Origin of the sequence: Photobacterium sp., from assembly GCF_033720175.1 — a bacterium.
Classification (GTDB): domain Bacteria; phylum Pseudomonadota; class Gammaproteobacteria; order Enterobacterales; family Vibrionaceae; genus Photobacterium.
This window is the reverse complement of the sequence record NZ_JAWWDA010000001.1, coordinates 116501-130958: the sequence shown is the minus strand read 5'-3', so window position 1 is coordinate 130958 and position 14458 is coordinate 116501. Positions and strand designations below refer to the sequence as shown.

General features: G+C 46.6%; 11 protein-coding genes. 5 read left to right on the top strand and 6 right to left on the bottom strand.

Annotated features, from left to right (window positions below; translation table 11 throughout):
• Positions 1–340 precede the first annotated feature (340 nt).
• A complete protein-coding gene (locus tag R3289_RS00530) occupies positions 341–1195 on the top strand; it encodes a 4'-phosphopantetheinyl transferase family protein (protein ID WP_318923337.1) in 855 nt (284 codons plus the stop codon).
• Between the two features lie 73 nt (positions 1196–1268).
• On the opposite strand, the gene R3289_RS00525 is transcribed toward R3289_RS00530, so the two are convergent.
• Positions 1269–1670, bottom strand: coding sequence for a thioesterase family protein (locus R3289_RS00525; protein WP_318923336.1), 402 nt, complete (start codon positions 1668–1670; stop codon positions 1269–1271).
• Between the two features lie 429 nt (positions 1671–2099).
• Between R3289_RS00525 and R3289_RS00520 the strand changes: the two genes are divergently transcribed.
• The 4 genes from R3289_RS00520 (at position 2100) to oleD (ending at position 7189) form a co-directional block, all read left to right on the top strand.
• The gene (locus R3289_RS00520; RefSeq protein ID WP_318923335.1) at positions 2100–3149 is read left to right on the top strand and encodes a 3-oxoacyl-ACP synthase III; all 1050 of its coding nucleotides are present in this window, start codon (positions 2100–2102) and stop codon (positions 3147–3149) included.
• A gap of 185 nt (positions 3150–3334) precedes the next feature.
• A complete protein-coding gene (locus R3289_RS00515; RefSeq protein WP_318923333.1) occupies positions 3335–4237 on the top strand; it encodes an alpha/beta fold hydrolase in 903 nt (300 codons plus the stop codon).
• 53 nt (positions 4238–4290) lie between these two features.
• Positions 4291–6057, top strand: a complete 1767-nt coding sequence (oleC, locus tag R3289_RS00510; protein WP_318923331.1) for an olefin beta-lactone synthetase — start codon at positions 4291–4293, stop codon at positions 6055–6057.
• Positions 6047–7189 (top strand): 2-alkyl-3-oxoalkanoate reductase, encoded by a 1143-nt coding sequence (gene oleD / locus R3289_RS00505; RefSeq protein ID WP_318923330.1) that lies wholly within the window; start codon positions 6047–6049, stop codon positions 7187–7189. Before oleC ends, oleD begins: the two co-directional genes overlap by 11 nt.
• A gap of 107 nt (positions 7190–7296) precedes the next feature.
• Here oleD and purC read toward each other — a convergent pair whose 3' ends face one another.
• The 5 genes from purC to torC all read right to left on the bottom strand — a co-directional run bounded on the left by purC (position 7297) and on the right by torC (position 14420).
• On the bottom strand, positions 7297–8400 hold the full coding sequence (gene purC / locus R3289_RS00500; protein WP_318923329.1) for a phosphoribosylaminoimidazolesuccinocarboxamide synthase: 1104 nt from the start codon (positions 8398–8400) through the stop codon (positions 7297–7299).
• 259 nt (positions 8401–8659) lie between these two features.
• A complete protein-coding gene (locus R3289_RS00495) occupies positions 8660–9808 on the bottom strand; it encodes a flavohemoglobin expression-modulating QEGLA motif protein (protein WP_318923328.1) in 1149 nt (382 codons plus the stop codon).
• Between the two features lie 96 nt (positions 9809–9904).
• Complete coding sequence (locus R3289_RS00490; RefSeq protein ID WP_318923326.1) at positions 9905–10519, bottom strand: trimeric intracellular cation channel family protein; 615 nt, start codon at positions 10517–10519, stop codon at positions 9905–9907.
• Between the two features lie 230 nt (positions 10520–10749).
• Positions 10750–13212: a trimethylamine-N-oxide reductase TorA gene (gene torA, locus R3289_RS00485; protein WP_318923324.1), complete on the bottom strand. Its 2463-nt coding sequence runs from the start codon at positions 13210–13212 to the stop codon at positions 10750–10752.
• A 23-nt stretch (positions 13213–13235) separates the two neighbouring features.
• Entirely contained in the window at positions 13236–14420 is a 1185-nt protein-coding gene (gene torC, locus R3289_RS00480; RefSeq protein WP_318923322.1) for a pentaheme c-type cytochrome TorC, read from the bottom strand.
• Positions 14421–14458 lie beyond the last annotated feature (38 nt).

Genomic DNA, 14458 nt, shown 5'->3' with positions numbered 1-14458 from the left:
AAAATGTTAAATTTCGATTTTTTGTAATAAGTTGATAATTAAGTTATTGATTATATTTTAATTATTATCCATTTTTAGTGTAAATACTCAAGTTTCAGTGAAAATGTGATGCACGCCTCAATTAAGTGAATAAGTATGATGTAATGCTTGTTGCCTGCGGCTCTGTGCGAGTGGAGAAAGAAAAATCGGCTAGAAACAAAAGTCGTAAATTAAGCCTTTTGTACCCCTGCTTGTTGTTGAAAGCTGCGCATGCTTTAGTACATAGGACCGGCTTAGCGCTGTTGTTTCAAAAGCAAAACAGTCACAATAGAACCCACTATAACCTCGCAGGATTCTCTCTTTGTCATCTTTTCCTCTTGTTCAACTCTGGTTTTGTCCACTTACTCAGCTTGATGATGCCGGTCCTTATATTGACAGCCTGCGACGTTGGCTAACAGAAGACGAGCTGACGAAGGTGGATCGCTACCGGCTGCAAGATGCGAGGACTCGGGCGCTCTATGTCCGCGGTGTTCTGCGGGCGGTATTGTCACGCTATGCGGCACTTTCACCGGATGAATGGCGATTTGAATATGGAGAGAAAGGGAAACCAAGGTTGTGTGCAGAGCTGCGGGATCAAACCGGGCTGGAATTTAATCTGAGCCACAGCGGAGGCTATCTGTTATTGGGAGTAATAAGAGCGGGAAGTGAAAATGTAGAATTGGGGGTGGATATAGAGCATGCCAGAACGAGTACTGATATTTACCCGATCCTCAGTCACTACTTTTCGCCTCAGGAGGTTACGGCGTTATTACATCTTCCGGAAAATCGACAAAGGCCGCGCTTTTTTGACCTATGGGCATTGAAAGAATCGTATATTAAGGCGACGGGGCTGGGGCTTGCGACATCGTTAAAATCTTTTGGTTTTGACCTTTCTGCAGCAAGCAAAGAGACTTTGCCAATACAGTCTGCTGCAGGGCCTGACTCTCCCTTTTATTCAGAACCTGTTGTCAGTCAGCTTGAACTGTATCGAGGGATTGGATTGAACTTTGCTGATAATGGCTCTGACCACAGTTCCGCCAAAAAAGTCGAACCGGACCCGTGGCAATCCTGCCTCGGTCGTCTGAATGAAGAGTATCGTTTTGCCGTGACGCTGGGTGGCAGTGCCAAGGCAATGGCATTAGAAGCAAGGTTAATCAGCCCAAAGGATCTGCTCTAAACGATGGCGGGGATGACAGTTGTTAGGCCATTCCCGCAAAAGGGGGACATCTTGTTGTGTGAAATGGGGGCCGCTAATCCGCCATCATCGATGCCAAAATCTCTTCTGGAACAGGCTGCAACCGTTTCTCTTTATCGAGACAGACCATTTCAATATCACCGATAACCGCAGGTCTGCTTGCACCCGGACGCCAGACTTCTTGTCGCCACAGGGTCTTATATTTACCGTCTAACTGGTAAGAAGTTCTAATATCACAGATTTCGGCAAACTCGACACCGTCCTGAAACGTCATATTGGCTTTATACACCGCAAAACCTAACCCTTGCTCATTCCAAAGTCTGGCTAGCTTGTCGCTATCAATCACATGCTCACGTGCGCGTTCGAAATACTTAAGAAAATTAGGGTGATATACCACACCTGAATGGTCGGTATCTTCATAATAGATTTGCACGGGGTGATGATATATCTTGCTCATTATGGGTTATATCTCTCAATCTAATCAGGCTGGGATGCCAAGACTTATCTTGCTAATGTTAAATCAACAAGCAATAAGACGTGCACTTTACCTTACGCCTGTCATGAACTTAATATTTTTTATACTGGTCATATGAGACTATACCAAATACATCAATGATCAGATCAATTCAGCGAGAGTTAACCTACTTTTAGGCAAGGCAATAAATTGCCAATATAGTGGCTCTAAACTGATATTTATCAATGTAGTATAAAAACATTTTAAACGCGCCCAGTGGTGTTCTGAATAGTTAGATAATTCATGGAATTGATATTACACCCTGTAATATGACATTTTTATTGAATCATCTCCTTTTTCTTGCTCAAATGGCGCACTAATGACGAAGATCGGTACTGATTTTGCCGAGATAGTGAGTAGTTATATAGTTGAATGAAATATTCCCGCGTTTTTATCAATAGTCTGGCTTACGAGCTAGCACCACAAGTGGTATTGAGCTCTGAGTTAGAATCCCGTTTAGCTCCCTTATATCAGAAATTTCGTATTCCTATGGGGCAGCTTGCCGCACTGACCGGTATAGAAGAGCGCCGCTGGTGGCCCAAAGGACATAAATTGTCGGATGGTGCTCTGGCCGCAGCCCGCAAAGCCATTGATGAAACAGGTATTCAGGTTGGCGATCTTGGGGCTGTTGTCTACACCGGGGTATGTCGCGATCAACATGAACCCGCAACAGCGTGCCGCATCGCGGCTGAACTGGGTGTCCTGAACGACACCGCTATTTATGACATCAGCAATGCTTGTCTTGGGGTACTGTCTGGGATTTTAGATATAGCAAACCGTATTGAACTGGGTCAAATCAAAGCAGGCCTGGTGGTTTCTTGTGAATCCGCCCGCCATATCGTTGATATCACGATTGATCATATGCTGGCTGAGCCAACTATGCAGAATTTTGCCCAATCTTTAGCCACCTTGACCGGAGGCTCTGGGGCGGTTGCAGTTCTACTGACGGACGGTAGCCTGCCTCTGCACAATACCCGTCAGCATCAATTGCTAGGTGCCAGCCATTTATCTGCACCTGAACATCACCAGCTTTGCCAATGGGGCCTGCAAGAAGTCGGACCTCAGCTATTTCGTGAATTTATGCGTACTGACGGTGTTACCTTGCTCAAAGAAGGCGTGAAGCTGGCACGTGACACATGGGATCATTTTCTCGATCAGCGCGGCTGGGTAGTCGAGCAGGTTGATAAAGTGATCTGTCACCAAGTTGGCGCATCAAACCGCAAACAGGTGCTGAATGCGCTGAACATTCCTGTCGGGAAAGAATTTCCGACCTATAAGCTGATGGGCAATATGGGCACGGTTTCTTTACCTGTTACTGCTGCGATGGCACACGATCATGGTTTCTTGAAATCAGGCGATAACGTGAGCTTCTTAGGTATAGGCAGTGGGCTTAACTGTATGATGTTAGGTCTCAAGTGGTAACAATTAATCTCTTAGCTATTTTGTTCAATATCGGCATCGAAAGTGCTCATTTGTACTTACAAACTGCGCGCTTTCTCTTTGCTCTTAAACAAAATAGCGTTGAGCTGAATCGTTACCTGTTACGCTGAAATAGTTACAAAACACAGGATGGTTCATTTCCATGCTGAGGATAGTTAGGATTAGTCATGTTAGACACGTTATTTCCCTTTAAGCGCAATTTTCTCAGCAGAAATGGCCATAAGCTGCATTATGTGAATGAAGGGCAGGGCGAGCCGGTTGTTATGGTTCACGGTAACCCGAGCTGGTCATTCTATTACCGTAATCTGGTCACTGAATTAAGTCAGAACCACCAATGTATCGTGCCTGATCATATTGGCTGTGGTTTATCTGATAAGCCAGACGATGCTGGCTATGACTACACGTTAAAAAACCGCATTGATGACTTAGAAGCATTACTTGAGCATTTAGAAGTGCGTGAAAACATAACCCTGGTTGTTCATGACTGGGGCGGTATGATTGGTATGGGGTATGCAGCGCGTTATCCTGATCGGATTAAACGTCTGGTGATCCTGAATACAGGCGCTTTTCATCTTCCAGAATCAAAGCCATTTCCATGGCCTTTGTGGATCTGCCGCAATACACTGTTGGGTACATGTTTAGTGCGTGGCTTTAACGCTTTCTCATCTATTGCCTCTTATGTGGGTGTTAAGCGCAAACCGATGAGTCCGGAAGTTCGTCAGGCTTATGTGTCGCCATTTAACTCTTGGACGAACCGTATTTCAACATTACGTTTTGTGCAGGATATCCCGTTAAGAAAAGGCGATAGAAACTATGAGTTAGTCTCTGAGATCGCAGCAAGTTTACCGAAGTTCTCCCAAGTACCGACTCTGATTTGCTTTGGCTTAAAAGATTTTGTGTTTGATAAGCATTTCTTAGCGGTTTGGCGTAAAAAAATGCCACACGCAACAGTCCACGAATTTGCAGACTGTGGCCACTATATTTTGGAAGATGCGAGCGAAGAGGTTGTACCGCTAATTGCAGAATTTATGAAAACTCCAGACGCTATGTCGAGTGAGTTACATTCTTGAAGGTTAGAGGGCATGAAATTGGTGCCCCTTTTGATTCAAGTGAGGCACCCGATTTGGAACTAACCGACTCAAACCAAGCAAATATCTGTCGCCACTTAAGGCAAGCAGCGGTTGAAACACCCTCAGCACTGGCTGTGGCGGTACAGAAACGATCATTGGCAGGAAAACTGCGTTATGAAGAGCTGAGCTTTGGTCAGCTTGATGCTGACAGTAACTGTATTGCCCAGGCTTTAAATGACTACGGCATCAAACGTGGTATGAAGGCGGTGTTGATGGTAACGCCGAGCCTCGATTTCTTTGCCCTGACGTTTGCATTATTCAAAGCAGGTATCATTCCTATTCTGGTTGACCCTGGAATGGGGGTTAAGAACCTTAAACAATGTTTTGATGAGGCCATGCCTGATGCGTTTATTGGTATTCCGAAAGCGCATATTGCGCGTTGTCTGTTTGGTTGGGGTAAACCGGATGTACGTCGTTTACTGACGGTTGGCGGCAGTGACATTTTTGCTAACATATTCGGCGGAACAACGCTAAAAGCGCTGCTTAAACGTAATCGGGTGATCAAGCCCCGTAGTCAGATGGATCAAGCAACCGATTATGATATTGCCTTGCTCCAAAATGATGAAATAGCGGCTATTTTGTTTACCAGCGGTAGTACCGGTACGCCAAAAGGCGTGGTTTATACCCATGCAATGTTTGAAGCACAAATCAGGGTGCTGAAAAACGATTACGGTATTTCTCCCGGCGAGCGAGATCTTGCCACATTCCCGTTATTTTCCCTCTTTGGCCCGGCATTAGGCATGGCCTCTATTGTTCCTGATATGGATGCGAGCAAGCCTATCACGGCTAATTCGGAGAGCCTTTTTGCGGCTATTGAGCAGTATCACTGCACCAATATGTTCGTCAATCCAGCGTTGATTGAGCGATTAGGACAAGCGGGTGCAAGTCGAGCTACCCCCCATCGCTTACCAAGTATTAAACGTGTTATTTCTGCGGGCGCACCCGCTACCATTTCGTCTATTTCACGTTTTAGTAAAATGTTGAGTGATGGCATCGAGGTACTTAATTCTTACGGTGCGACGGAATCATTGCCACTTACCATGATCGGTAGTGAGGCGTTAATGACAACCACTGACGTGACCGATAGCGGCGGCGGGATTTGTGTCGGGTTGCCCGTTCAGGGCGTGGATATTGCGATCATCGCGATCACCGACGATCCGATTGCTGATTGGGATGACAGTCTGAGGTTGCCAGTCAATCAAATCGGCGAAATTGTGGTTAAAGGCCCGATGGTGAGCGGACATTACTATCACCGTGACGCTGCCACTGAGCAGGCCAAGATCGTAGATGGTACGGTGGTCCGTCATCGTATGGGTGACTTAGGTTATCTGGATGAGGAAGGGAAACTCTGGATGTGTGGCCGTAAGGCGCATCGCGTTGAAGCAAATCGTGCCAATTCTGAGTATGACCAACAGCCTTATTTCTCTATTCCGTGTGAGCGTATATTCAATACTCATCCTCGTGTGAAACGTACCGCGCTGGTCGGTGTTGAACGAAATAGTGCAAGGGTTCCTTTGTTGTGTGTCGAGTTAAAGAAAGGGGTAAAGATAGACGATATTGCCGCTTTCTTTGAGGAGTTGAAAGTCATTGGAGCAAAATATGAACAGACACGCGGCATTGCTGATTTCTTAATTCATCCCGCTTTCCCTGTTGATATCCGCCACAACGCAAAGATTTTCAGAGAAAAACTGGCAGTTTGGGCACAAAGAATGCTGTCTGAAAAAGAACCGAACAAGGAGTCACCTGCTGGTGTTAAATGATAAAACAGATGATCAGCCAACACCGGATGAGATGAAAGTTCTGACGGCCTTGGCCTCTTCGGCTAGACACGCTTTTGTTACCGGTGCTGGCGGGTTTCTTGGCAAAGCCATTTGCCGGTATTTGCGGAAAGCAGGTATTGCGGTAACGGGATTTGCCCGCGGTGATTATCCCGAACTTGAGCAAATGGGTATCACCATGGTCAAGGGCGATATTAGCAATAAAACGATGTTGATGAAGGCGATGCAAGGCTGCGATCTGGTTTTTCATGTGGCTTCAAAGGCGGGAGTCTGGGGCTCAAAAGAGGATTATTACTCCCCCAATGTCGATGGTGCACGTAATATTCTCGATGCCTGTCAGGCACTGCGTATCAATAAACTCGTCTATACCAGCACCCCAAGCGTGACGTTTGCGGGTTTTGATGAAGCGGGAATTGATGAATCCGCCCCTTATGCCGATAATTATCTGAATTATTACGCTGAATCGAAAGCGATTGCCGAGCAGATGGTGTTAGTCGCGAATGGCCGTCTTCTTGAAAATGCAAATTGTCTTGATGTTATAGATAGCCTTGAAGGCAGTGCTTGCCTTAAAGGAACAGAGCGACAGTTAAAGACCGTGGCATTGCGTCCCCATCTAATCTGGGGGCCGGAAGACCCCCATTTAGTCCCAAGGGTGATTGACCGCGCTCGCGCTGGCAGGCTCAAGCTGGTGGGGCGTGAAGATAAGCTGGTTGATACTATTTATGTCGATAATGCCGCCTACGCGCATATTCTGGCAGCGCTAAGGCTGAGTGATCCCCAAGCGGTGTGCGCGGGGAAAGCGTATTTTCTCAGTAATGATGAGCCGATCACCATGGCAGCCATGCTCAACAAAATCCTCTCCTGTGCCGATTTACCGCCTGTTCGCAAGCGAATACCAGCATCACTTGCCTATGGGGTAGGTGCCTTACTGGAATGGATTTATGGCTGGTCAGGTAAAAAGCAGGAACCTGTGATGACCCGTTTTGTTGCCCGCCAGCTTTCGACCTGCCACTATTTCGATATCAGTGCCGCGAAAAGGGATTTGGGCTACGTGCCTGTTGTCAGTATTGAGCAAGGAATGAAGCGGCTTAAAGCATCCCTGAACAGTTGTTAAACGGCTTATTTGTGATTGCCATAATACAAAAAAACCTGCTCGATGAGCAGGTTTTTTAGTTTGTGGAGCTGCTGAGTCTAATTAACTAAATCCTAGTCAATTAAACCCTAATCAACCAAACCATAGTCTTGGCGAAGAATCGCCACGATTTCCGCTTTAGGGTTTTCACTCAAGGTAATCTTATTGCCAGTGATTTTTTCCGCAATGCCGGTGTAGATTTTAGATACCTGCATCAGCACTTCCTGAGGCAGCGCATTGTCACGGGCAAGCGCTGCACGCTCTTCCATACGATCTTTATTGAGAAGAATATCGGGATCAGGGAAGTGGTTAAGCAGCAGTTGACGGAAATCCTCTTTGGAGTTCTCAATGATTTTACCGTCACGGTAAGCGGCTGCGTCCCAGATACGCGATGAATCAGGGGTACCGACTTCATCCATATAGATCAGCTTTTCCTTGCCGCTTGCATCTGTCACGTAACCAAATTCAAATTTTGTATCAACGAAGATCTGGCCCAGTTTTTCCAGCTCATTGCTGATGACGTTGAAGCCTTCTTTAAGCAGGGTTTCATAATAATCGATATCAGCAGGGTTGCGGAAGTTGAAAGCCGCAAAATTTTCTTCGATATTCTTACGGGTGATATTCACATCATCAACGGCCGGAACACCGGGTATGCCTTCTAGAATGCCCTTAGTCGACGGTGTGATTAATAGCTCTGGCAGCTTCTGATCTTTACTCAAGCCTTCTGGTACTTCAATACCACAGAAATCACGTTCGCCTTTTTCATACGCACGCCACATTGAGCCCGTGATGTACTGACGACAGATAGCTTCAATCATGACCGGCTTTGCTTTCTGAACAATCCAGATAAACGGGTGGGGAATGTCTAAAATATGACTGTCAGCTAACCCATTTTCGCGGAACAACTTAAACCAGTGATTGGATATAGCGTTTAATGCCGCGCCTTTACCGGGAACGCCCTTCAGACCGCCCTCGCCATGCCAGATGCAGTCAAAGGCTGAAATACGGTCACTGATCACCATGATGGCCAGCGGCGCATCGGGTGCCACATCGTAGCCTTTTTCTTCAATCAGGCGGCGGCTGTCGGCGTCAGTCAGCCAGTAGACCGAACGCACTTTACCGCTGTGAACAGGTTTGTCGGTACGGATCGGCAGATCATCATTTACAGCAAGGACTTGATCAGCAAGGCTCATGGTGAAATTCCTATTTTCAAAAATCAATACGATGGTAAAGCATGCGATTAACGGCTAACAACCGACAGAGCGGTTAGCCGACTTCTGAGGCAAATGATACCAGAACTAGCCACCGCTGCCAGTAAAAAAGCAAACGTTTGCTTTTTTGTTTCGATCAGAGTGGAAAAGCATTGTTACTATTTGTAAAAAGATGACTAATACTCCTCGGATCGTCGAGGAGAAATTGGACGCTCTCGACGTTTATATATTATTCAGCCTATTACCGAAGTGCTTGGGTAACAAACTGATATATTGGATTTGTCACCTGTGGATCAGTGATCGCAGGGCTTATCAGTTTAGGTGCGAGCAATATATCTTGTTCAATAAGGCGTTTGATTTGAGGGATATATTTCAGTTCGGTCTTACCGCACAGCAGATAGTTAAAGTCGCTCCCCATTTCGTTGTATGCATTGAGGATTTCACTGAAGCCTTTTAGGTATAAGTAGTCTTTCGTGAAGCCACCGCCCCGATAAACCCTTGCAGTGATCGTAAATGCTGTTAAGTCATCGGTATTATAATGCTCTTTAAGGAGTAGGAAGGTGGACCGAAAATCTCGCTCTTTAATCATTGATTCTACTGCGACGACGCGTAGTGCCAATGTTCTCAGGCGCTTGATACTAAAGTGACCGGAAAGGTATTCACATAAGATAGCTAAACCTTCTTGGGTGGTGGTGTTCACGGGACAGCCTAAATTCAAGAGCTTGAGGGGTTGAGATCTTGCGTTTAATGTTGTGAGCAGATGTACACCCAGCTCATGATGGGCAAGCGCATTGAGCTCTTGACGTGATAGCTTGGCTGCGCTGTTTATTTTGACGTTGTTGCCTACCACGAGCGCATTTGCGATCATGTTATCACTGATAATCAGATTGTATTCATAGCCGTGTTGCTCTGCAAAATCACGCATGAACGCTTCAATTTTTTTTGCATCGTAGCTGGCAGCGTCTTCTTCTTCATTCGGCAAGTGCAACAAAAAATTAGCGTTCTTAATATCCTTAATGCTCGGTTCACCATAGTATCGGAGTGAATTATACAAGAAGTCATTTTCACCTATCGAGCTGAGCTGATCGAGCTTATCAGCGTAGGACTGAATGATGTCAGTATAGAGAAGTTTAAGGTCGTCATTGAGGATCCTTTCGACTGGCAATTCATACAACGCACGCTTGGCTTGATGAGCATCAAACGGGTTACTTTGATAGCAAAAATTAGGTTCAATAGAGTAGTGGTGAGCAAAAAAACGTTCGCGCTCTTGTTTATAATTGCTTGGGGTAACACTGTTTAGAATATCGAGGTCTTGTACCAAATTACAAAGTTGGTCATCGATTTCAGTTAACACTCGATGTGGTTGCTTGCCGGAAATAATCTCGTCCATTATTACTCTCCATCCTTTGGTTGCATATCGGCCGTTTGTATCAGTTGGTTACTGTTTGCACTTTGTTTTTCATATAAAAATAACGATGAAAGGCGGTTATTTTAAAACTAAAAAATCTGGAAATCTGACATGCTTTACCACCACATATAGCCGCATAATGACAATGAGTGTCATACAAAAAATGGATGCGATATAATCAATAAACCCTATATTGTGCATCACAATATACAAGCTACTGCCCAAAATAACGGGAGTCGCATAGAGTTCGGTGTTGTTAAACATGTTCACGCGATGGGCGAGAATATCTCTGATCACGCCACCAAAAACGGCGGTGACCATTCCCATAAAGATGGCAACATAAGCGGCATAGCCTGTTGAATGCAATTTAGCGGTTACCAGAACAGAAAACAGCGAGACACCGATGGTGTCGAATAAAATCACCATCTTTTCTATTTTTGACTTTCGTATCTCGGTTATGAGAAAAAAGCCGGCACAGCTGCTTCCCAGTGCAACCCAGAAATAGGTAGGATCACGAATCCAAAAGACTTGATCGGCATTAATGATAATGTCACGAAGCGTTCCGCCACCGAGGGCCGTTACCCAGCCTAGCAGCAATACGCTGAGAATATCTTTCCCCCTGTTTGATTCAACCATTACGCCACTGAGTGCAAAAGCAACAATGCATACCATTTCAAGGATATAAGCCAACACATTCAGACTCTCTCTTATTTGTTATAACATCAATTTACGCCTCAATATCAGAATCATCAACCATTGATGGATAGTTGAACTGCTGACTATTGTTAAAAATACGAACGTGAAAAGAGGGACATATGGGTGGGTGCAGGCATGAGCGCGGGCAAAGAATAACGATAGTAAAAAAGCCGCCTGTATTAAAGAACAGGCGGCTTTTTCGTTAGCTACATAATATCAGGTTTGCCTTAATTAACTTCTAGTGGGCCACCGAATGCAGTCACCGGGGGAACTACGCCAGTATATTTCTCAAAATTAACCAGACAGGTATTTGCACTGGTTGCCTGCGCAAGCTCTGATGAAGGGATATCCTGAGTCAGGGTATTCGGATCGCCATACGTACAGATGGCACCGACTTTTTCGTTCAGCGGACCATACCAGGCTCCTTCCTCAATTCGAACCACCCCCGGCGCGTAGCTGTCGGTAAGAACAGCGCCAGCCAGCAGTTGGCCACGGTCATTAAATACGCGCACCAGATCACCGTCTTTAATGCCTTTAGCGGCTGCATCTTTCGGGTTGATGTAAATTGGCTCACGGCCTTTAACGGCGTAGGTTGCACGGTATTGTTCCGATTCACACATCTGTGAGTGCAAGCGCTTGTCCGGGTGGCAAGACTGCATCCAGAACGGGTGTTTCTCCGATCCGGGACCACCGTGAGAACGTTCGCTCTTTTCGAACCACATTGGGTGGCCCTGACACTCTTGGTAACCAAAGCGGTCGATCTTACGGCTGAAGATTTCGATAAAGCCTGATGGGGTACCTAGTGCATTGATTTCCGGATCTTCGCGGAAGTCAGCATGGCGAACCCATGGTTTACCTTCGCCAAAGTCGAGTACCCCTTTTTCCCAGAACTCATCGAATTCAGGCATCTCAAATTTGCCTTTGTTCGCATCGCGGCAGTCGGAGTACAGTGAGCGTACCCATTCCATCTCGTCCATACCACGGGTGTATTCCTTGTGGCGACCGAAACGGCGGGACAGTTCGGTGAAGATATCAAAGTCAGTTTTTGACTGATACAGAGGATCAACCAGCTTTTGCATCGCAAGCAAGCCGCGGCCGCTGTATGAGCCGTAAACGTCGATATCATTGCGCTCGAACTGGGTACAAGCCGGCAGAACAATATCAGAGAAACGGCATGTTGCGGTCCAGGCGAAATCAACCGTTACCACCGTCTGCAGCTTCTGGAAAGCCTGCTTCATGCGGTTACGGTCCTGATGGTGGTGCCAAGGGTTGTTACCGCTGATCACCATCATTTTGTAATCGGGCAGTTTTACTTTTGAGCCGTTGTATTTGATCTCTTTGCCGGGCTCAAGCAAACAGTCGATCCAACGCGCGACCGGGATAGTGCGGCTGTAGCCGTTGAAATCGTTGTTGTCCCACTTTGGCTTCTGGCCCTGATCCACGTTACGCGGGAAGCCGCCGGGTGCGGCAAAGCCTGTCGACGGAACGCCGATTGAACTGTAGTGGTGACCATAAGAGACACCGCCGCCAGGCAGACCAATCTGGCCAACCATTGCCGCGATAACGGCACCCATCCAATATGGCTGTTCACCATGCTGCTGACGTTGAATAGACCAACCAAACAGGATCTGAGTGCGATCAGACACCAGCATACGGGCAAAGTCGCGAATTTCATCAGCGGTTACGCCACAGATCTCGGCTGCCCATTCAGGGGTTTTCTCGATCTTATCTTTACTCTCACCCGTCAGGTAAGGGACAAAATCATCAAAACCTAAGCAGTAAGTTTGAACAAACTTTTTATCATAAAGATCTTCAGTGTATAGCGTATGCGCAACGGCCAGCATGAATGCGACGTCAGTCTGCGGGTTAATGAACATGTGATCGTTACCTAAGTAACGTTGCGTTTTGTTCTTAACCGGGTCAACCGACAGTACATTGATTTCGCCTTTCGCCACTTTGTCTTTCAGTTGCTCCAGGTATGCAAATGACTCGTGGGTTTCACAGTTCCAGCCGACCTGCAGGTTCTTAACCGGATCGGTTGCCCAAAGCACAATGTTCTTACTGTGGTCGAGAATTTCAGACCATGAGGTACCCTGGGCATAGACTTCCGTTGAGCCTAAAACATACGGCAGTACAGTCTGGCCGGCACCGGTAGAGTAATCACCGACTTTAGTGATGTAGTTACCGTGCATACCCACAGCGCGCTGCATGTGACTGGTACAACTGTGGAACTGACCGGTCTGGCGCCAGCCGGTTTGACCTGCGTGAAGTGCCCAAGGACCGTAATCTTTCTGAACGCGCTCAAGCTCACGGTAGAACAGGTCTAATGCCTCATCCCAGGTAACGCGGATGAAACGGTTATTACCGCGGGTTTCACCGCTGTACTTGTGCTTCTTCAGCCAGTCAAGGCGCACCATCGGGTAACGAACGCGCGACGGGCTGTAAATGATCCCCTTAATGCCATCCAGCATTTCGGTCGGGTATTTATCCATTTCCAGCGGTTTGATTTCCTGCACCTTGCCCGCATAGATGTGGGCACGGAACGCACCCCAGTGTGAACCTGATACTTTCCAGGTTCCGGTTGTTTCTGCGGCAATTGCTTTTGACGAAGCTAACAGGCTCGGGCCAATGACAGATACGGCGCTGGTTGTTGCAATGCCTTTAAGAAAACTTCTTCTGCTAACAGACATACTCTTATTACTCCATCAATCGCTTAGTGTTTAGCTTCAGAAAAATCTGATGAGTGTTTTTGCAGGTACTTCAATACCAGGGCTTTGCTGTCGGTGTCGAAGTTCACAAAGGCCATCATGCCGTTGAACATTCCTGGCCAGGTGTTAGCATCGAAGTGATCTTCTGCTGGCTGGGTGTGACACACTGAACAGTTGGTCTGATAAGACTGCTTTGCTTGTTCCCAGACAGGTTGAACATCAGCAAGCAGCGCTTCTTTCTTCATCCACAACTTGGTATTAATGCGCTGCCAAGGAAGACCGGTCAGTTCGTCTTCTTTGATTTCAAATTTCTCGATCAGGGCATCGTTTTGTGCTGTTTCTTTGAGTAAAGATCCAACCGGGATGTTCATACCGAAGTCTTCCTGGATCACACGACCAAAGCCTTTTACTTTGCGCCAGCCTGCGACTTCTACCAAAATAGCATCACCGGATTGATCAACAACTTTGACACTTGACGCCGGGTTCAGCAAACCAGCCTCCGTTGCCATGGCTTTGTCTTCATACAGAGGAAGATGACGAACGCTGACGTAGTCCCTGCCTTCTTCGTACTTGGTATTTGCTGCAAGCTGTTCAAGCTGGTCGATCATGCCGCCGGTGCTGTCCATATTATGAGGAAGGTTATGGGCGATACCCTTATGGCAATCCAGACAGCTTTGGTCACGTTCAGCCGCTTGTTTCATCTGGATACGGGCAGTTGGTCTCATCTTCTCGAAATCCATGCTGTCATAGTTATGACAGTTTTTGCATTCAAGAGATTTGTTGGCAGAAAAGCGATCCCATTCGTGCTGAGCAAGCGTAATTCGTTTTTCTTCAAACTTTTCACGAGTGTCGATGACACCAAATACTTGGGCGAAAACTTCTTTACTTGCTTGCATTTTACGGGCGATTTTTGCTGTCCAGTCATGGGGTACGTGACAGTCAGGACAAGTCGCGCGCACACCGGAATTATTTTTCCAGTGAACCGTTTCTTGCAGTTCCTGATAGACATTGTTTTCCATGCTATGGCAGCTAATACAAAACTCTTCGGTATTTGTTGCTTCTAGCGCGGTATTAAATCCTCCCCAGAAGATAACACCGGCGATGAAGCCGCCTAAGGTCAGTACACCCAGGCTAATATGCAGACTAGGGCGAGAGACTGACGCCCAGACTTTGGTTAAAAATGATTTCATGATCTGTTCTCTTTAAAATAATTTCAGTAAATCCAGCA

Coding starts and splice junctions, on each gene's coding strand:
- torA (WP_318923324.1), bottom strand. CDS start 13,212: ATGTCTGTTAGCAGAAGAAGTTTTCTTAAAGGCATTGCAACAACCAGC.
- R3289_RS00515 (WP_318923333.1), top strand. CDS start 3,335: ATGTTAGACACGTTATTTCCCTTTAAGCGCAATTTTCTCAGCAGAAAT.
- R3289_RS00520 (WP_318923335.1), top strand. CDS start 2,100: ATGAAATATTCCCGCGTTTTTATCAATAGTCTGGCTTACGAGCTAGCA.
- R3289_RS00495 (WP_318923328.1), bottom strand. CDS start 9,808: ATGGACGAGATTATTTCCGGCAAGCAACCACATCGAGTGTTAACTGAA.
- purC (WP_318923329.1), bottom strand. CDS start 8,400: ATGAGCCTTGCTGATCAAGTCCTTGCTGTAAATGATGATCTGCCGATC.
- R3289_RS00525 (WP_318923336.1), bottom strand. CDS start 1,670: ATGAGCAAGATATATCATCACCCCGTGCAAATCTATTATGAAGATACC.
- torC (WP_318923322.1), bottom strand. CDS start 14,420: ATGAAATCATTTTTAACCAAAGTCTGGGCGTCAGTCTCTCGCCCTAGT.